18 protein-coding genes are annotated in these 17,413 nt (G+C 70.3%); 9 read left to right on the top strand and 9 right to left on the bottom strand.

What is annotated here, in order from left to right; translation table 11 throughout:
• Positions 1–32: 32 nt before the first annotated feature.
• Entirely contained in the window at positions 33–2,123 is a 2,091-nt protein-coding gene (locus AB0B96_RS35885; protein WP_362906073.1) for an ATP-dependent DNA helicase, read from the bottom strand.
• Between the two features lie 265 nt (positions 2,124–2,388).
• On the opposite strand from AB0B96_RS35885, the gene AB0B96_RS35880 reads away from it, so the two are divergent.
• Both AB0B96_RS35880 and AB0B96_RS35875 read left to right on the top strand, forming a co-directional pair.
• Positions 2,389–3,798 carry a hypothetical protein gene (locus AB0B96_RS35880; RefSeq protein WP_362906071.1) on the top strand — a complete coding sequence of 470 codons (1,410 nt, stop codon included), beginning with the start codon at positions 2,389–2,391 and terminating at the stop codon, positions 3,796–3,798.
• Positions 3,799–4,096: 298 nt separating this feature from the next.
• Positions 4,097–5,680, top strand: a complete 1,584-nt coding sequence (locus AB0B96_RS35875; protein ID WP_362906069.1) for a Na+/H+ antiporter — start codon at positions 4,097–4,099, stop codon at positions 5,678–5,680.
• Positions 5,681–5,755: 75 nt separating this feature from the next.
• Here AB0B96_RS35875 and AB0B96_RS35870 read toward each other — a convergent pair whose 3' ends face one another.
• A complete protein-coding gene (locus AB0B96_RS35870; protein WP_362906067.1) occupies positions 5,756–6,730 on the bottom strand; it encodes a YafY family protein in 975 nt (324 codons plus the stop codon).
• An 88-nt stretch (positions 6,731–6,818) separates the two neighbouring features.
• On the opposite strand from AB0B96_RS35870, the gene AB0B96_RS35865 reads away from it, so the two are divergent.
• Complete coding sequence (locus AB0B96_RS35865) at positions 6,819–7,226, top strand: VOC family protein (protein ID WP_362906065.1); 408 nt, start codon at positions 6,819–6,821, stop codon at positions 7,224–7,226.
• A 153-nt stretch (positions 7,227–7,379) separates the two neighbouring features.
• Here the strand turns inward: AB0B96_RS35865 and AB0B96_RS35860 are convergent, their stop codons facing one another.
• Positions 7,380–7,637, bottom strand: a complete 258-nt coding sequence (locus tag AB0B96_RS35860; protein WP_362906063.1) for a UBP-type zinc finger domain-containing protein — start codon at positions 7,635–7,637, stop codon at positions 7,380–7,382.
• 213 nt (positions 7,638–7,850) lie between these two features.
• Between AB0B96_RS35860 and AB0B96_RS35855 the strand changes: the two genes are divergently transcribed.
• From AB0B96_RS35855 to AB0B96_RS35845, 3 genes are all read left to right on the top strand, one after another.
• Positions 7,851–8,252 carry a hypothetical protein gene (locus tag AB0B96_RS35855; protein WP_362906061.1) on the top strand — a complete coding sequence of 134 codons (402 nt, stop codon included), beginning with the start codon at positions 7,851–7,853 and terminating at the stop codon, positions 8,250–8,252.
• A 163-nt stretch (positions 8,253–8,415) separates the two neighbouring features.
• Positions 8,416–8,757 (top strand): DUF202 domain-containing protein, encoded by a 342-nt coding sequence (locus AB0B96_RS35850; protein ID WP_350946813.1) that lies wholly within the window; start codon positions 8,416–8,418, stop codon positions 8,755–8,757.
• Positions 8,758–8,764: 7 nt separating this feature from the next.
• Positions 8,765–9,097 carry a DUF202 domain-containing protein gene (locus AB0B96_RS35845; RefSeq protein ID WP_350946814.1) on the top strand — a complete coding sequence of 111 codons (333 nt, stop codon included), beginning with the start codon at positions 8,765–8,767 and terminating at the stop codon, positions 9,095–9,097.
• A 276-nt stretch (positions 9,098–9,373) separates the two neighbouring features.
• On the opposite strand, the gene AB0B96_RS35840 is transcribed toward AB0B96_RS35845, so the two are convergent.
• Both AB0B96_RS35840 and AB0B96_RS35835 read right to left on the bottom strand, forming a co-directional pair.
• Positions 9,374–9,748, bottom strand: coding sequence for a transglycosylase SLT domain-containing protein (locus AB0B96_RS35840; protein WP_350946815.1), 375 nt, complete (start codon positions 9,746–9,748; stop codon positions 9,374–9,376).
• Positions 9,749–10,208: 460 nt separating this feature from the next.
• Positions 10,209–10,598, bottom strand: coding sequence for a transglycosylase SLT domain-containing protein (locus AB0B96_RS35835; protein ID WP_362906058.1), 390 nt, complete (start codon positions 10,596–10,598; stop codon positions 10,209–10,211).
• 222 nt (positions 10,599–10,820) lie between these two features.
• On the opposite strand from AB0B96_RS35835, the gene AB0B96_RS35830 reads away from it, so the two are divergent.
• A complete protein-coding gene (locus tag AB0B96_RS35830; RefSeq protein WP_362906056.1) occupies positions 10,821–11,306 on the top strand; it encodes a glutathione peroxidase in 486 nt (161 codons plus the stop codon).
• Here the strand turns inward: AB0B96_RS35830 and AB0B96_RS35825 are convergent.
• The gene (locus tag AB0B96_RS35825; protein ID WP_350946818.1) at positions 11,278–12,276 is read right to left on the bottom strand and encodes a substrate-binding domain-containing protein; all 999 of its coding nucleotides are present in this window, start codon (positions 12,274–12,276) and stop codon (positions 11,278–11,280) included. The two genes, AB0B96_RS35830 and AB0B96_RS35825, sit on opposite strands and share 29 nt — an antisense overlap.
• 177 nt (positions 12,277–12,453) lie before the next feature.
• On the opposite strand from AB0B96_RS35825, the gene ugpC reads away from it, so the two are divergent.
• Positions 12,454–13,674, top strand: coding sequence for a sn-glycerol-3-phosphate ABC transporter ATP-binding protein UgpC (gene ugpC / locus AB0B96_RS35820; protein WP_362906053.1), 1,221 nt, complete (start codon positions 12,454–12,456; stop codon positions 13,672–13,674).
• 117 nt (positions 13,675–13,791) lie between these two features.
• On the opposite strand, the gene AB0B96_RS35815 is transcribed toward ugpC, so the two are convergent.
• Positions 13,792–14,547: an SDR family oxidoreductase gene (locus AB0B96_RS35815; RefSeq protein ID WP_362906051.1), complete on the bottom strand. Its 756-nt coding sequence runs from the start codon at positions 14,545–14,547 to the stop codon at positions 13,792–13,794.
• A 471-nt stretch (positions 14,548–15,018) separates the two neighbouring features.
• Between AB0B96_RS35815 and AB0B96_RS35810 the strand changes: the two genes are divergently transcribed.
• The gene (locus AB0B96_RS35810) at positions 15,019–15,735 is read left to right on the top strand and encodes an ABC transporter permease (protein WP_362906049.1); all 717 of its coding nucleotides are present in this window, start codon (positions 15,019–15,021) and stop codon (positions 15,733–15,735) included.
• 206 nt (positions 15,736–15,941) lie between these two features.
• Here AB0B96_RS35810 and AB0B96_RS35805 read toward each other — a convergent pair whose 3' ends face one another.
• Both AB0B96_RS35805 and AB0B96_RS35800 read right to left on the bottom strand, forming a co-directional pair.
• Entirely contained in the window at positions 15,942–16,967 is a 1,026-nt protein-coding gene (locus AB0B96_RS35805) for a bile acid:sodium symporter (RefSeq protein WP_362906047.1), read from the bottom strand.
• Between the two features lie 17 nt (positions 16,968–16,984).
• Entirely contained in the window at positions 16,985–17,368 is a 384-nt protein-coding gene (locus tag AB0B96_RS35800; protein ID WP_362906045.1) for a hypothetical protein, read from the bottom strand.
• Between the last annotated feature and the right edge of the window lie 45 nt (positions 17,369–17,413).

Raw genomic sequence — 17,413 nt, 5'->3', positions numbered from 1 at the left:
CGAGGGACCCGCGAATCCGGCGGCCGATGGTCTCAGGAGGAGCTGAGGCGCTTGAGGGCGCTGCGGACCTTCGCCGGATCGTTGGTGGGCCAGAAGGGCGGCAGCGAGTCGCGCAGGAACCCCGCGTAGCGTGCCGTCGCGAGCCGGGGGTCGAGCACCGCGACCACACCCTTGTCGTGCTGGCTGCGCAGCAGACGGCCCGCGCCCTGGGCCAGCAGCAGCGCGGCGTGGGTGGCGGCGACGGACATGAACCCGTTGCCGCCCTTGGCCGCGACGTGGCGCTGGCGGGCGGAGCTGAGCGGGTCGTCGGGGCGGGGGAAGGGGATGCGGTCGATGATGACCAGGCGCAGCGAGGGGCCGGGGACGTCGACACCCTGCCAGAGCGACAGCGTGCCGAACAGGCAGGTCGGCTCGTCCTCCGCGAACTGCTTGACCAGCAGCATCGTGGAGTCGTCGCCCTGGCAGAGCAGCGGCACGCTCAGCCGGTCGCGCAGGGCCTCGGTGGCCGCCTTGGCGGCGCGCATCGAGGAGAACAGGCCGAGGGTGCGGCCTCCCGCCGCCTCGATCAGCTCGGTGATCTCCTCAAGGTATGCCTCGGGCAGACCGTCGCGCCCCGGCTGGGGCAGGTGCTTGGCGACGTAGAGGATGCCGCTGCGCGGGTGGTCGAAGGGGGAACCGACGTCGATGCCGGTCCAACCGGCTCCGCCCTTGTCGCGTTTCTTCCGCTTCCTGTCCCCGCCTTCCCCGCCTTCCCGCGTCTCCTCTTCCACGGTTTCCGCGGCGTCCTTCCCGCCGCCCAGGCCCCACTGGCGGGCCAGGCCGTCGAAGGCGCCGCCCAGGGCGAGCGTGGCGGAGGTCAGGATGACCGTACGGTCACCGAAGAGCTTGTCGCGCAGCATGCCCGCCACCGTGAGCGGCGCCACCCGCAGCAGGGGAGGACGCCGGTCGGTGCCCGCCTCCAGCCAGACCACCTCGGCCCGGTCGATCTCCTCGGCGTGGCCGAAGGCGTCGAGCATGCGCTGCGCGGTGTCGTGGACCTCGTCCAGCGAGGTGAAGGCCGCCCTGCGCAGCCCCGCGCCCTCCGGGTCGTCCTTGTCGCCACCTCGTGGGCCGAGGGCGGTGATGCACGCCCACGCCGCGTCGCGGATCAGGGCGAGGGTCATCCCGAGCACCTGGGGGAGCTCGTCGAGGCGCCCGGCGGGGGCCGCGGCGAGCAGGGCCTTGAGGTCCTCGCCGGCCTCCATGAGCCGGTCGGCGAGGTGCTGCTCGATGAGCTTGCCGACCCGCCGCGCGGCGACCGCGACCATGGTCTCCGACAGCTCGCCGCTCACCACCGAGGTGACGCGGTCGACGAGCTCGTGGGCCTCGTCGACCACGACCACCTCGTGCTCGGGCAGGAGAGGGAAGTCCTCCATCGCGTCGATCGCGAGCAGCGCGTGGTTGGTCACGACCACGTCGGACTCACCGGCGCGGGCGCGGGCCAGCTCGGCGAAGCACTCCATGCCGCTCGGGCAGCGGGTGGCCCCCAGGCACTCCCTGGCACTGACCGAGAACTGGCGCCAGGCCTGCTCGTTGACACCGGGGACGAGCTCGTCGCGGTCGCCGGTCTCCGTCTCGTTCGCCCACTCCTGGATGCGCTGGACCATCCGGCCCGTCGCGTTGACCTCCCGGGGGTCGAAGAGCTGGTCCTGCTCCTCGTCCGGCCATCCCGCGCTCGCCTTGTAGCGGCACAGGTAGTTGCGGCGGCCCTTGAGGATCGCGAACGCGGGCTCGTGCGGCAGCTTCGGGGCGAGGGCCTTGGCGAGGCGGGGCAGGTCGCGGTCGACGAGCTGGCGCTGGAGCGCGATGGTGGCGGTGGAGACCACCACGGCGCCCTTGGAGGTCATCGCGTGCCTGATCGAGGGGATCAGGTAGGCGAGTGACTTGCCGGTGCCCGTGCCGGCCTGGACGGCGAGGTGGTCGCCCGACTCGATCGCGTGCTGCACCGCCCTCGTCATCGTGATCTGCCCGGGGCGCTCGACCCCGCCGACCGCCTCGACGGCGGTGCTCAGCAAATCCTCAACCGGGGGAATATCCACCTTTGAGGAGACGTCTTCGGATGGGGCGATGGAGTCGGTCGGCACGACAGCCAACCGTACCCGTTCGCCCCGACAGTCGCGGCTGCTCCGGCGAGTCGCGGCGTGGACGCATACCCGTATTCCGGAACCCGAGGTTCACGTCACATGGCAAACTGGCTGGATCACCCGGCTCATCAATCCTCGTAAGGTCAAGGGAAGGGCTACCGTTTTGGTGCCGCTGAGGCGGAAGATAGGGACGTAAAGACCGGTTCGGTAGGGTTTCCCGAGGTCGAGTGGACGAATAAAGGCTGGTTAGAGAACTATGTCTTCCATGTCGGAAGTGGTCCCGTTGCCGTCGTTCGGCGAGGTGTTCTTTGACGAGCGTGGCCAGGAGCGGGTGCTCCGGGTCACCTGGCACGAAGGCACGCTGGTGCTGAGCCTGTGGCGCGGCGAGATGTGCACCGCGAGTTTCCGCATGCCCATGAGCGATGTGGGACGCCTGGTCGACACACTTGACGAGGGTTTCGTCGAGGCCGGTGGGCAGTACCCCGACGAGGTGGGCGAGCCCGTTCACGCCGAGCAGCCCTCCCAGGACCAGCCGCAGCCCTACGGCGAGTATCCCGGCACCGGTCAGTACGCCCGGCCCCGCCCGGAGGACTACGCCCAGGCGCAGCAGTACTCCGACCCGGCGGGTCACGTCCCCTCGCCGCTGGACGAACCCCGCCAGGCCGCCACCCTCGGTCCGAACGACGTGCTCGTCGCGCGAGGCGCGGTGCCGCCGCCCCCCCTCGACCGCCCCCAGGAGCGGATGCCCCAGGGGTACGGCTCCCCGGACGTCGTGCCGCGCGAGAACATGATCGTGAACGACTCCCTGCCCTACGGGCAGCCGCAGCCGGTCGAGCCGCTCGGCTCGGGGCCCGCCACCGGCGAGGCCGCCTACCAGTTGTCCGGCGACCGCTACCCGCCCGCGCCGCCCGCCCCGTACGGTGCCCAGCAGCCGGACCCCTACGGCGCCCCGCCCGCCCAGCCCGACCCGTACGGCGCCCCGCCCGCGCCGGACCCCTATGCCGCTCCGCCCGGCCGGCAGGCCGCCTACGGCGCCGCCCAGCCCGACCCCTACGGCGCTCAGCGGCCCGATCCGTACGGCGTGCCGCCCCAGTCCCCGTCCCAGTCCGCCCAGCCCGCCGACCCGTTCACGGCCCCGGCGGGCCGCAGGAAGCCGGCCACCTCGTTCACGCCGCGCCTCGACCAGTTCGCCGGACAGTTCGCCGAGTCCGCCCAGCGGCCGGAGCCCGACCCCTACGGGCAGGGACAGCAGAACTCGACCGACCCCTTCGGATTCGCCGCCCAGCAGCAGGCCGCCTACGACGTCTCCCAGGGCGACTCCTACGGCGGCTACCCGGCCCCCGCGCAGCCCGATCCCTACGCCTACGGCGCCCAGCAGCACCAGGCCGGTCATCCCGCCGACCTGCGCGACCTGTACGGCGCGCCGCCCTCGTACGCCCAGCAGGACGTCGACCCGTCCGATCCGCTGGGCCTGCGAGGTCAGGCCGCGCCCGACCAGAGACTGCCCCGCCCCTACGTCCAGGATCAGCCACCGCACTCCACCGGTGAGAGGCTCCGCCCCGAGCAGCGCTACGACGAGCGGTACGACGATCATCGCCGAGACGAGCGCCAGTACGACGACAGGCGCCGCGAGGGCCGGCGCCGCAGCGACCGGGACGAGCAGCGCGACTGGTGACCTCTCCCCGGGACACGGCGGGGCCATGCGAGCAGGGGGCCGCGTCCCGTCGTGAGGTCTGAGCCGTTCCGTCCGTCCACTCCGCCACGCCCTGTCGCGGAGCTCTTCGTCCGGACGGACGGCGTGTGGCGTCCGCCGGGGGCGCGACTCGCGTCATATGGTGGTCTCGGCCCGCCGGGGAGGGCGGTTCGCGAGGCGTGCCGGGGCACGTAGGCTGCTTCGGTGGCCGCTCAGCGGCCGTGCGGTGGCTGCCCGGTGACCGCCGGGTGACCGACCGATCCCTACCTGACGGGGTGGCGTGGAAGAGTCGACGGTACTGCAGATGCTGGCGGTGTCGGCCGTCGGGATCGCGGTGGCCGCGGTGGCCAGGCGCAGGGGATGGCCGGCGCCGCTGCTGCTCGTGCTCGCCGGTGTGGTGCTGTCGCCGTTCGTACCCGAGTACGACCTCGACCCCCAGCTGGTCCTGCTGGTCTTCCTGCCCCCGCTGCTCTACTCGGCGGCGATCGACAGCTCCTACCTGAGGCTGAAGGACCTGCGCAGGCCGATCGCGCTGCTCTCGGTCGGCCTGGTGCTGTTCACCACGCTGGTCGTCGGGTGGGTCACCCATCTGCTCCTGCCCCAGCTGCCGGTGGCCGCCGCGTTCGCGCTGGGCGCGATCGTGGCCCCGCCCGACGCGGTCGCCGCCGTCGCCGTGGCCCGCAGGCTCGGGCTGCCCCGCAAGGTGGTCACCATCCTGGTGGGGGAGAGCCTGTTCAACGACGCCACCGCGCTCACCGCCTACCGGGTGGCGATCGCGGCGGCGGTCGGGCACGGCATCACCTGGCAGGACGCCGCCCTGGACTTCGCGCGTTCCGCGGCGGGCGGCGTGGCGATGGGCCTCGCGCTCGCCTGGATCCTGACCCGGGTGCTGGTCCGGCTGCGTGACGCGCTCGTCGAGAACACCGTCATGCTGCTCATCCCGTTCGCCGTCTACCTCGCGGCCGAGATCCTGAACGTCTCCGGCGTGATCGTCGTGGTGATCGTCGGCCTCTACATCGGCCACCACATGCCCAGGGCGGGCTTCGGCACCCGGTTGCTCTCGGAAGCGGTCTGGCGGGTCTTCGGCTTCTTCCTGGAGACGATCGTCTTCGCGCTGATCGGCCTGCAGATGTGGCCGATCATGAGGGAGCTGGAGTGGGGCGACGGGTGGAGGCTCGCCGGGATGGCGCTCGCCGTCTTCGGCGCCGCGGTGGTCGCGAGGGTGGTCTGGGTCGTGCCCAGCATCTACCTGCCCCGGATGCTGTCCAAGAAGGTCCGGCAGGCCGAGACCCACGCGCCGACCTGGCAGAACGTGACGATCGTGAGCTGGGCGGGCATGCGCGGAGTGGTCTCCCTGGCCGCGGCCTTCGCCATACCCGCGACCTTTCCCGGCCGCGACCTGCTCCTGTTCCTCACCTTCTCGGTGGTGATCGGCACACTCCTGGTCCAGGGCCTGACGTTCCCGGCGCTGATCCGCAGGTTGAAGGTCTCCAACGAGCGGGAGATCTACGCCGACAACCTGGCCGAGGCGGCCGCGCAGCAGGCGGCCGCCACGGCCGCGCTGGCCCGGCTGGACGAACTGGTGGCCGAGGGCGTCGACGAACTCCACAGGGAGGTCGTCGACCAGCTGAGAACCCGCGCCGAGCGCCGTACCCTCACCGCCTGGGAGCGCCTGGGCGGCGGTACGGGACCCGAGGGGGAGGAGACGCCGAGCGGCGTCTACCGGCGGCTCCGCAGGGAGATGCTGATGGTCGAGCGCGAGGTGTTCGTCGGACTCCGCGACGAGCGGCGCATCGACGACGAGGTGCTCCGCAGGGTCCTCCACGAGATCGACTTCGAAGAGGCCACCCTGGAGCGTGACTAGCCGACCCCGAGCAGGTCGGCACCGGAGCGGATCGGGCCGCCACCACCGTGTTCCGCGGTCGGCGGCCCGGCCACCTCAGGGCCGTCGACCGGTGGCGGACTCCCTCCGGGCGGCGTAGCGCTCGGTGAGTTCCGAGCCGAGCCGGGCGAGTTCGGCACGGACGGGATCCGGTTCCTCGACCTCGACGGCGGCGCCCCAACCGGCGAGCTGCTGAGCGATCATCAGTGGCGTCGGGGCGCTGAGGCGGACACGGACACGCCCGTCGCCGGCGGGGCCGTCGACGACGCAGTGGCGCCCGAACTGGTCGCGCAGGACCGGCAGGTGGCGGGCGTCGGCGAGCACGGTCGCCGAGACGCGCGAGCGTCGCCTCTCCATCTCGTCGACGACCCGCTGCCACGCCTGTGACAGTTCGAAATCGTCGGGTCGCTGAGAGGGGAGGTCCGTCACGACCGCTTCGACGATCCGATCGACCCGGAAGGTTCGTTGCCCGTCGTCGGTTCCGGCCATGAGGTACCAGATGTCGTCCTTGTCGATCAAACCCCAGGGGGCGACGAGCCGTCGCCTCTGTTCACCGGCCCGGTTGGTGTAGGTGAGATCGACCTTGAGGTGGCGGACGGTGGCGTTCTGCAGGACTTCGACCAGTTGGGGACGCCGGCGTTCCCGCGCACCCCAGCCGGCAGGGTCGACCACGATGGCTCTCGCCGCGGCCTCGGCGTCGGCGCGGAATGTGCCGGGCAGGGCCCTCAGAAGCTTGCGCAGCGCGGATTTGGCCTCGGGGACGACGGACGTCGCCGGGCCGAGGAGCAGGAACAGGGCCTGGGCCTCGGTCGCCGACAGGCCGCTGAGGTCGGTGCGGGCGCCGCCGACGAGGGACCATCCGCCGCCGCGTCCCGGTTGAGGGTAGACCGGGACGCCGGCCGCCGACAGCGCCTCGAGGTCGCGGCGGGCGGTGGCCACGGACACCTCCAGCTCCTCGGCCAGCTCGGACGCGGTCACCCGGCCTCGGGCCTGCATGAGCAGGAGGACGGCGACAAGACGGTCGGCGCGCATGCTTCCGGTTCTCCAGAAAAGTGATCAGTTGGTGAGCACTTTAGAGCCGAAAATGGTTGGTACCACTGATCGAACGAAGGAAACACCCATGTTGCGAGGACCGGCCACCATCAACCTCTGGGCCGATGACATGGAGGCCGCCAAGAAGTGGTACGCCGACCTGCTGGACGTCGAACCGTACTTCGAGGCCCCCGGTGACGGGCAACCGGCCGCCTACTACGAGTTCCGGATCGGCGACCACCTGTCGGAACTCGGTCTCATCGACCGGCGGTACGCCCCGTCGGAGGCGGCCGCCACCCCGGGAGGCGCGGTCGTCCACTGGCACGTCGACGACGTGCGGGCCGCGTTGGACCGGTTGCTGGCGATGGGGGCCACGCCGTACATGCCGATCACCGAGCACGGCCCCGGTTTCGTCACCGCGTCCGTGGTCGATCCGTTCGGCAACGTGCTGGGGATCATGTACAACGAGCACTACCTGGAAATGCTGGACCGTTGACGCACGGCGTGACCGTCGCCGAGCCTTCGAAGTGGAGGGCTCGCTCGTGAGCCGGGACCGGAGGCCGCCGGACGGCCGCGAGGCGGTGTTCGTCCGGGCCGGGCCGTCATCCGCCGGCCCGGCCCGGTCGGTTGTGGGCGTGGGGCCGACGGGTCAGCCGATGATGTTGTCCACGTAGCACCAGCGCCAGTCCTCGCCCGGCTCGAACGAGGCCATGACCGGGTCGGAGGTCTCCCGGAAGTGGGCGCTGGCGTGCTTGTTGGGCGAGGAGTCGCAGCAGCCGATGTGCCCGCAGGACAGGCACTTGCGCAGGTGGACCCAGCGACTGCCCATCGCCAGACATTCCTCGCACCCCTGAGGCGTGCGCGGCGGCGGGTCCTGGGCTTTCAGGATGTGCTCACAGGTCGGCATGGTCTCCCCCTCGCTCGTGTGACTACCGATCGATCGTACGGCCAGCGCGGCGTCCCGGATCCGGAGCCTCCCCGCGTCCCGGCTCCGCGGTCTTCCCGCGCCTGGTTCCCGGGCCCTCCCGCGTCCCGCATCCCGCCTCCACGGGTGGATCCGGCGGGTAACGAGCCGGTACGGCGGCGCCTGTCGCGGCGGCCCGTTGGGTAGGGTCGGGGCATGCGACCCCTTCCGCGACGAATTCCCGTCCTCGCCGCCTCCGTGCTGGCCGCAGTCCTCGTCACCACCGGCTGTTCGGAGCTTCAGGAGGTGAGCCAGGGCATCGACAAGGCGCAGGAGTGCGTGCAGGCGACGGGCATCGTCACCGAGACCGTCGCCAAGGTCTCCGGGCTGCTCAACGACCCCGCCGCGATGGAGCAGGCGCTGAACGAGGGCGGCGCCAAGCTGGGCGACCTCGCCGACAAGGCGGCCAACACCTCGCTGAAGGAGGCCGCCGAGGGCGTCTCCAACACCCTGGAGGGCATCAACGTCACCGACGCCAACAGCGCCGTCGACGCCGCCCAGAAGGTGGCCACCGACTCGGCACGCTGGGTTCAGCAGCTGACGGAAGCCTGCGGATAGTCCTCGCCGCCTGAGTGCGGAGATCACCCGCCGCCGGAGCCTTCGTCCCGGCGGCCGGGCGGGTGAGACCCGGAGGTGTCGGAGCGCACCTCCGGAAATCCCGGGTTCTCTAGGGGGAATGTCGCTGAAATAGCGTCGTTCCTATGAAGACCCAGGAAAGTTCATGAACTCTCCGGACAACGAGCCGGACCCCCGGTTCACCCTCGCCAACGAACGCACGTACCTGACCTGGTTGAGTACGTCGCTCGCGCTGAGCGCGGGCGGCGTGGCGATGGCCGCCGTCTCCGCCGACGTCTTCGTCCCGTGGATGCGCACCCTGCTCGCCGTGATCCTGGTGTCGCTCTCGGCCCTGGCGGCCGCGATGGCCTACCCTCGCTGGCGCCGCGTCCAGAACGCCCTGCGCAGCTCCGCCCCGCTCCCGCCGCCGGCCCTCGCGCCCCTGTTCGGATACGGTGTGGCGGCGGTCGCCGTGCTCGCCCTCGTCCTCATCCTGCTGTCCAGGTGATCCCGCGGTGAACAGGCTCTGGGACGAAGGGCTGCAGAACGAACGGACCCGTCTCGCCTGGGTCCGCACCACCGCGGTGCTGGCCGTCACCAGCCTGGCCGGCGCGGGCGTCGCCCTGCGCGAGGGAACGCCCGTCCTCGCCGTCGTCCCCTTCGTCCCCGCGGTGTTCTGCGCCGTCCTGCTGCTGACCCACACGGGCGTCCGCTACCGGCGCACCCAGGAGGCCCTGCACGGGGGCCACCCCCTCGACAACCGGGCCGACGCCCTCATCGTCTGGATCGGCACCCTCGCGGCCGTGGCCGGGGCCGTCGTCTTCGTGCTGGGAAGGTTCGGAAGGTAAGGGGAGCGGGTCAGGAGGGCGACTCCCCGCCTTCGCCCCGGAGAGGCTCATCCAGGCGATGGCGGTGCGTCCCGACCGGTGAGCGGCCGCGCGTCCCGGCCGGCCGGTGACGATCGTGCGTCTCGGCCGTACCGCTCGGCAGGTGGCGAGGTCGCGCGGTGAGCCGGTGAAGCGGCCGCATGGCTCGAAAGACTCGAAAAGGGTGACGTCCGGGGCCTGGGGCCCCAGGCCCCGGACGTCAGGAGAGTTGTCCCTTCCCCTGGAAACTCTCCTGGGTCAGTACCAGTTGCTCGACCGGAAGTGACCCCACGCGCCGCACGGTGACCCGTAGCGGCTCTTGATGTATCGCAGACCCCAGTGGATCTGCGTGGCCGGGTTGTGGCGCCAGTCCTTGCCACTGCCGGCCATCTTGCCCGCGGGCAGCGCCTGCGGGATGCCGTACGCGCCCGACGAGCGGTTGTACGCGCGGTGGTTCCAGTTGCTCTCCCTGGTCCAGAGACTGTCCAGGCAGCGGAACTGGCTGTGCGGCCACGCTCGACGGGACACCAGACGATAGGCGATCGTCTTGTTCCTGCCCTTGGCGGTTCTCGCGACCGCTTTCACCCTCGGCTTCACCTGGGTGGCCCAGGTGAGCCTGTGCACCGTCCTCATCGTCCCTTTCCTGGACGTCTCGGAGGTGCTTTCAGCCTTCCCCGTCGCCGATGGGCCGACCATCGTCGATGCTGCCAGAACGGTCGCGACGGTGTTGCGCAGAACGCGGTAGCTGTTCACGTGGATCCTTGTCCTCGGGCCGCGTGCGGAAGGCGAGGGAGTGACACGGAGTGTCCTGCCTCGTCCGACGATCCGGCGTCCGTGGCTCGGACGGGGACGTCCGCGCGGTCTCTCCGGCCTGTTTCCGGCATGAGACGCCGCGGCGATCTCTCTAGGCGGCTTTCTATTACGTGAGAGAGCGCCGAACGGTGGATAGGGACACGCGAAGGGGAGGTTTTTGCCCGATCTTCGTGATTTACGGGTGGTTCGAGGAAGGGCCGGTTACGACCGGTGAATCACCCATACCGGGAGACGGGGTGAAAATCACCCTGTCATGGGGTTTCAAAGCACCGCTTCCTGATCAGTACCAGCCCCGCGCCACGGAGTGGTTCCATGCCTGGCACGGTGAGCCGTAGCGCTGCTTGATGTAGCCGAGTCCCCACTTGATCTGCGTCCTGGGGTTGGTGCGCCAGTCGCGCCCCGCGGTGGCCATCTTGCCCGCGGGCAGCGCCTGCGGGATGCCGTACGCACCCGACGAGCGGTTGAGTGCGCGGTGGTTCCAGTTGCTCTCCTTGCTCCAGAGCTTGCGAAGGCAGGTGAACTGGCTCTTGTTCCAGCCGTGCGCGGACACCAGCGGCTTGGCGACGGCCTGGTTGCCCGCTCGTGCCGAGGACGCCTGGGCGACCGTGGTGGTGCCGAGGGCGAGCACGGAGGTGATCACCAGCACACCGGTACGGCGTAGCGTCGACATGGGACTCCCTTGTGCGTTGAGTACGGGGGAACGGCCGACACGATGCCCCGCCGTTCGGCGGCGGGCCAGTCGACATCGCCTGTCAGGAGTCCTGTCAAAGATCGGTAAGAGAATGATCAAAGCCTTGGTGAGGGGGGCGTCGTCTCACCTGTGGCCTCAGTCACATTTCACTTTATGGACGGCATAACTCTCAAATGTGACAGGGAGATTAGGCTGCGACTCATGGGAATCCGTGATATCGCCATCGACACTCTCGCCGACACGCCGACCACTCTGGCCGAGCTGGCCGGAGACAAGACCGTTCTCGTGGTGAACGTCGCCTCCAGGTGCGGCCTCACCCCTCAGTACGCCGGTCTCGTCGACCTGCAGCGGACCTACGGCGAGCGGGGCTTCACCGTCGTCGGAGTGCCGTGCAACCAGTTCTACGGCCAGGAGCCGGGCACCGCCGAGGAGATCCAGGAGTTCTGCTCCACCACCTACGGCGTCGACTTCCCGCTGCTGGCCAAGACCGAGGTCAACGGTGACGGCAGGCACCCCCTCTACGACGTGCTGACCGCCACCCCCGACGCCGAGGGCAAGGCCGGTGACGTCGAGTGGAACTTCGAGAAGTTTCTCGTCGCCCGGGACGGGGAGGTGCTGGCGAGGTTCCGGCCCAAGGTCCAGCCCGACGACCCCGCCGTCATCGCGGCGATCGAGAAGTCCCTCTAGCCGCGCAGCTGCCCCTCACGATCAGCTCGGTGGGCAGCAGCACACCCCGCGGCCTCCTGGTGCCGCCGCGCAGCACCAGCTCGGCGGCGCGGTAGCCGATGTCCCTGGCGGGCTGGGCGATCACCGTCAGCGGCGGTGAGCACAGCTCCGCCCAGGGCACGTCATCGAACATGATCAGAGACAGGTCCCTGGGGATGCGCAGGTCCAGCTCCCGCGCCGCCAGCACCGCCGCCTCGCCCAGCAGGTTGCCCCCGGCCAGCACGGCGGTCAGGTCCGGCCGGTGCTGGAACAGCCCGGCCGCGGCGGCGTACGCGGAGTCGCGGCTGCCCCGGGCGACGACGATGAGGTCCTCGTCGACGAGAGGGCCCAGCGCCTGCCTGAAGGCCGACAGGCGCTGCTGCTGTCCCGGGCCGCCCAGATAGGCGATGCGCCGGTGCCCCAGCCCCGTCAGGTAGTCGACCGCGGTCCCGACTCCCGCGCGGTCGTCGGCCACCACCGCGGGGATGTCGTCACGCCCGGCCGAGAGCCGGTGCGCGAACACCGTGATCACCCCCGCCCGCAGGGTCGGCGCCCAGCCGTCGCCGTCGCCGGAGGGGATCGCGATCACCCGGTCCACCCCCTGCTCGAGCAGCATGCCGATCAGCTCGGCCTCGCGCTCCGGGTCGTCCCCGGTCGTGCCCACGATCACCGGCTCGCCCGCCGAGCGCGCGCAGGCGAGCACGCCGTCGGCCACGCGGCCGTAGAAGGTGTCGGTGATGTCGGGCAGCAGCAGCCCGATGCCGCCCGAGCGCCGCTGGCGCAGGTTGCGCCCGAGCGCGCTGGGCCGGTAGTCGAGCTGGGCGGCGACGGTCAGCACCCGCTCCCTGGTCTCCGGGCTGGCCGACCCGCCCGACAGCACCCGCGACACCGTGGCGACCCCCACGCCGGCCGCCCCGGCGACATCCTTGATCGTCGTACGACGCATGTTCATGGAAACGATTCCATCATGTTTTCCGTGTTCGTTCCAGTGCGGAGCGAGAACGACCGTCGTGCTGACAGGCCAGAACCGGGCAAACCCTTGACAGGGTTATCCGTTTCCGGTGAGATGCATGAAAACGTATCCAATATCGGGTGAACGCGGGGTTGGCCCGAGGCGACAAGGACATCCATGGCATCCATCGTTCTCAGCAAAGTCGACAAGATCTACGCGGGCGGCGTCAAAGCAGTGAACGGCCTTGATCTTGAGATCAAGGACGGGGAGTTCATGGTGCTGGTGGGGCCGTCCGGATGTGGCAAGTCCACCGCCCTGCGGATGATCGCCGGCCTTGAGGACATCAGCGGCGGCGAGATCGCGATCGGCGACCGGGTGGTCAACCACCTGCCCCCGAAGGACCGTGACATCGCCATGGTCTTCCAGAACTACGCGCTCTACCCGCACATGACCGTCGAGGAGAACCTCGCCTTCGGTCTGAAGCTCCGCAAGATGCCCAAGGCGGAGATCTCCAAGCGCGTCGGCGAGGCCGCCAAGATGCTCGGCCTCGACCAGTACCTCAAGCGCAAGCCCGCCGCCCTCTCCGGCGGTCAGCGTCAGCGTGTCGCCATGGGCCGCGCCATCGTGCGCGAGCCGCAGGCCTTCCTCATGGACGAGCCGCTGTCCAACCTGGACGCCAAGCTCCGCGTCTCCATGCGGGCCTCCCTCAACACCCTGCACGAGCGCCTGGGCGTGACGACCGTCTACGTCACCCACGACCAGGTCGAGGCGATGACCCTCGGTGACCGCGTCTGCGTGCTGCGCGACGGCCTGCTCCAGCAGGTCGACACCCCGCAGAACCTCTTCGACAAGCCGGTCAACCTGTTCGTCGCCGGCTTCATGGGCTCGCCGTCGATGAACTTCGTCAACGCCGAGCTGGTGCGCGGCGACGGCGGCCTCGCCGTCGCGTTCGCGGGCTTCAGGCTGCCGGTGCCGAACGAGACCGTCGCCGAGAAGCGCGGCCTTGAGCAGTACGTCGGCAAGAAGATCATCCTGGGCATCCGCCCCTCCGACTTCGACGACTCGGTCGCCGCCAACGCCTCCTCCTCCGGATGGGTGCGCCTGCCGGTCCGCGCCGAGGTCACCGAGGAGCTGGGCTCCGAGATCAACGTGCTCTTCCTCATCGACGCCCCGCCGGTCCAGCACCAGGACACCGTGGCCGCCGCCGCCGACGACGGCGACGAGGACGCGACGCTGCCGCTGGTGGGCGACAAGTCGCTGTGGACCGCCCGCGTCAACTCCCGCAGCCACGTCCGTCCCGGCCAGAACATCGAGCTGATCGTCGACACCCACAACCTGCACTTCTTCGACCCGGTCTCGGGTCTGGCGATCGGCCACGAGGCCGGCGTCCGCGTCTGATCCACCGAACGGGCCGCCTGTGAAGGAAGGCCCGTCCACGACCATCACCGCAGGCCGGAAGGGCCCGCGCCACGACCCCCTCCCGTGGCGCGGGCCCTTCCGTCGTGCCGGGGCTCGCTACCGGTGGCGGCCGAAGCCGCGCGAGAGCCTGTCGACCAGGGAGACGGGGAGCACCCTGCCGAGGCCGGCGATGACCTTGTAGCGCGGGTCGGGGACGCTCACCCACACGCCGCGGGCCAGATCACGCATGGCGTCGCGGACGACGTTGTCCGCCGACAGCCAGAGGAACCCGGGGATCCCCGACTTGTCGATCGCGGCACGCTCGTGGAACTCGGTGTGCACGAACCCCGGGCACAGCGCCATGACCCGCACGCGCCTCCCGGTCAGCTCGGCGGCCGTGGACTGGCTGAAACCGACCACCCACGCCTTGGACGCGCTGTAGGAACCCCGCACGAAGAACGCCGCCACCGACGCGACATTGATCACCGCACCCCGGTCGCGCTCCCTCATCCCCGGCAACGCCGCCAGTGTGAGCCGCAACACCGCCTCGCAGTGCAGCTTGAGCATCTTGCGCTCCTCCTCCACGGGCACGTCGAGAAAGTGCCCCTGGTGGCCGAAGCCGGCATTGTTGACCAGCAGATCGACCCCCTCGTGAAGCCGCCGCTCCACCGCCTCCAGCCCTTCTTCGGTCACCAGGTCGGCGGCGAGCACCTCACTGCTCACCCCGTACCGCAGGCGTAGCTCCTCTGCGGTGGAGACGAGACGTTTCTCGTCGCGGGCGACCAGGACGAGCGAGAATCCGTCGGCGGCGAGGCGGCGGGCGAAGGCGGCACCGATGCCGGCCGTCGCCCCCGTGATCAGTGCGGTTGGCATACCTGCAGTCTAGGGACGGGTGCGGACGACCCCGGCGAGGCGGCCAACGTGGATGGGGTTGTGCCCCCTGACCGCTTCCCACCCTCGCGGGGGTGAAGAGGGAAGGTGGTGTGGGGTCTCACCTTGCGGTCAGGGGGCTTTGCCCCCGGTAGGGCGCGGTCAGGGGGACTGACCAGGGAAGAATCGCGCCCTCCCGGGGGAGTTTCAGGAGGTGCGCCATGAGTCCCGTTGCCGTGGTCGCCACCCGTTGAGCCAGTCCTCCACAGAGAAGGCGGCGACGGTGATGGAGTCGGAGGCTTTCCTGACCGCTTCAGTGATCATGTTTTTCCGTAGCCGGCAGGGGGGGAGGGAATATCGCTCAGAAGCCCGTGGCGGAAGACGATCCGATGTGCGGCGCGGTCATGGCCGGCACCTCTTTGCGATGGGGTCGGCGGCACACTACCTGTTGTGCGCTCCTCTTCGTTGATCTCCGTGACCGTTCTCCTGCCGGTGGTCTTGGCCGCCCTCGTCGTGTTGGGTGCGTTGGTGACCTGGCTCGGCCGGCTCGGACATGGACGAGCGGTCCTTTCCGCCTGCCTGCGGGCGGCAGTCCAACTCGGCGCGGTCTCTGTGCTGATCGCCTGGGTGATCGCCTCCTCCGCGGCCACGGCGGGGTTCGTCCTGCTCATGTACGGTGTGGCCGCCTTCACCGCGGGCCGGCGCATCGCTCGCGGCCGAAAGGCATGGTGGGCGGCGGTGCCGATCGCGGCGGGCGCCGCGCCGGTGCTGGCGATGCTGGCCGTGAGCGGGACGATTTCCCTGGACGGGATCGTCGTGATCCCGATCGCGGGGATCCTGCTGGGTGGCTGCCTGACCGCTACCTCCCTGGCCGGACGGCGGGCCGTTGAGGAGTTGGTCCAGCGACGGGGAGAGGTGGAGGCGGCTCTGGCGTTGGGCTTCCTGCCCAGGGAGGCGGCGCTGGAGATCTGCCGCCCAGCGGCGGCCCAGGCTCTGGTCCCCGCGCTGGACCAGACCTGGACGGTAGGGCTCGTCACCCTACCTGGCGCCTTCGTCGGGATGCTGCTCGGCGGGGCGAGCCCGACCGAGGCCGGAGTCGTACAACTCGTCGTCCTGGTGGCTCTGCTGGCCGCCGAGGCGGTCGCGATCCTGGTGACGACCGAGATGGTCGCGCGTGGTTGCTTCACGTGAACCGCCTGGCCTGGCGCGTCCCAGCTCGGCGGGTCGGCGGGGGTTGGGAGATGCTTCACGCTCAGCCTTCGGCCAAGGCGGCAAAAGCGATCTGGGCCGGTTGAAGAGACCGTCGCGCCGGGCGAGCCGGTCGAAGTTCAAAGATCAAACCGCGCACCTGGCGTAGCTGGTCGACGATATGCGTCACCGAGACGGCGAGGGAGGGCTCATGACAGCGCCGCAGGCTGGGCGGGCGGCCGGGTTCCGAACACACTGGCGGCGAGCTTCTGCAGCAGGCTATAGGCCAGGATCGGCAGGAGGACCTGCGGACGGTGCGCGAACCAGCTTGCGGCCAGGACCGCCGCCGCGCTGGTGTTGTTCATGCCGGTGGCGAAGGTGAGCGAGATGCCGTCCGGAGTGTCGCATCGGGTCCATCGGGACATCCACCTGCCGACGAGGAAGGACAGGCAGCAGACCGCGGCGGCCATGCCGGTGGCCAGGACCAGGAAGTCGGGGTCGGGGTGTGACAGCGCCTGCCCGAGCGCGCCGGAGGCGTTGACATAGCACAGCAGGAGGATGTTCACGATGTTGACCAGCTTGATGACCGGGGCGCTGCGTGCTGCTCGCCGCTCCCCGAGCATGGCCCGCACGATGACTCCGGCCAGGCACGGCAGCACGATCAAGGCCAAGGCGAACGCGCCCGCGCCCGCCGTCCCGGCCAGCCCGTCGAGCCGCGCCGTGTCATCAAGGCTGCCTGCGCCCGCCGGGCCGACCAGGGCGGTGGACACGGCCAGCCCCAGCGGAACCGTGACAGGACTGAGCAGCGTCGAACCCACGACCATGGCGACCACCAATGCGACGTTGCCACCCGCGTGCTGCCCCCAAGATGCAGCTCCGCCGGCGATCGGCATCGCCAGCACCAGCAGCAATCCGACCGCGAGGCACTCCGCCTCCGCGGCGTCGGGCCAGGCCCGCAGGCATATCGCAGCGACCGGCAACAGCACCACCGGCAGGAGCGCGTTCACCGCCACGCCCGACGCCAGCCGCAGGGGCCTGCCCGCCACAGCGCACAGATCACGCACCCGCACCCCAAGACCTGCGGTCGACAACATCACAGCCAGCAAAACCATGGGCACCGTGACCGAACCACCCGATCCAAGCACCATCGCCCGCAAAGCCTCGCCCGGCCTTGGCACGACCGCAGCCAGCAGATAACAGGCGATCATCAATGCGAGCAGCCGCTGCTGCACCATGCCCACCACCCGGATAATCATCTATCGGAGGCGTCGCCCTTGCCCTCCTGCTCGTGCTGGTCACCCGGCTGGTCCTGCTTGCCCTCCTGGGCCTCGGAGTCGGCCTCCTGCCCCTTGTCGTCCTGGCCGTCCTCGGCTTTCTCACCGGCCGTGTCGTCCCGGCCGTCTTCGGCCTCTGCCTTCTGGTCCTGCTCGTCCTCCGTGGTGCCCTCGTTGGGCTCCGCGCTCTCCGCAGGCGTGGCGGCCTCGTTGTCGGGGGCCTGCTCGGAGGGGTCAGCGGAGGACTGGGAGGAGGAGGGGGCGGGGCTCTGGTCGAGGGAGGAGGCGTACGCGGCAGCTCCGCCGCCCGCCACGAGGACGGCCACGGTGGCGAGCCCGGGGATGATCATAGACCTGCGCATTGAAGTATCTCCGATGCATTGACGTCGTACTGATGCCCTCAGCCT

The sequence above is a fragment of the Streptosporangium sp. NPDC049046 genome, from assembly GCF_040649155.1.
Classification (GTDB): Bacteria; Actinomycetota; Actinomycetes; order Streptosporangiales; family Streptosporangiaceae; genus Streptosporangium.
This window is presented reverse-complemented; position numbering and strand designations above follow the sequence as displayed.

Coding starts and splice junctions, on each gene's coding strand:
- AB0B96_RS35835 (WP_362906058.1), bottom strand. CDS start 10,598: ATGTCGACGCTACGCCGTACCGGTGTGCTGGTGATCACCTCCGTGCTC.
- ugpC (WP_362906053.1), top strand. CDS start 12,454: ATGGCATCCATCGTTCTCAGCAAAGTCGACAAGATCTACGCGGGCGGC.
- AB0B96_RS35880 (WP_362906071.1), top strand. CDS start 2,389: ATGTCGGAAGTGGTCCCGTTGCCGTCGTTCGGCGAGGTGTTCTTTGAC.
- AB0B96_RS35830 (WP_362906056.1), top strand. CDS start 10,821: ATGGGAATCCGTGATATCGCCATCGACACTCTCGCCGACACGCCGACC.
- AB0B96_RS35850 (WP_350946813.1), top strand. CDS start 8,416: ATGAACTCTCCGGACAACGAGCCGGACCCCCGGTTCACCCTCGCCAAC.
- AB0B96_RS35800 (WP_362906045.1), bottom strand. CDS start 17,368: ATGCGCAGGTCTATGATCATCCCCGGGCTCGCCACCGTGGCCGTCCTC.
- AB0B96_RS35815 (WP_362906051.1), bottom strand. CDS start 14,547: ATGCCAACCGCACTGATCACGGGGGCGACGGCCGGCATCGGTGCCGCC.
- AB0B96_RS35805 (WP_362906047.1), bottom strand. CDS start 16,967: ATGGTGCAGCAGCGGCTGCTCGCATTGATGATCGCCTGTTATCTGCTG.
- AB0B96_RS35855 (WP_362906061.1), top strand. CDS start 7,851: ATGCGACCCCTTCCGCGACGAATTCCCGTCCTCGCCGCCTCCGTGCTG.
- AB0B96_RS35860 (WP_362906063.1), bottom strand. CDS start 7,637: ATGCCGACCTGTGAGCACATCCTGAAAGCCCAGGACCCGCCGCCGCGC.
- AB0B96_RS35865 (WP_362906065.1), top strand. CDS start 6,819: ATGTTGCGAGGACCGGCCACCATCAACCTCTGGGCCGATGACATGGAG.
- AB0B96_RS35840 (WP_350946815.1), bottom strand. CDS start 9,748: ATGAGGACGGTGCACAGGCTCACCTGGGCCACCCAGGTGAAGCCGAGG.
- AB0B96_RS35870 (WP_362906067.1), bottom strand. CDS start 6,730: ATGCGCGCCGACCGTCTTGTCGCCGTCCTCCTGCTCATGCAGGCCCGA.
- AB0B96_RS35825 (WP_350946818.1), bottom strand. CDS start 12,276: ATGAACATGCGTCGTACGACGATCAAGGATGTCGCCGGGGCGGCCGGC.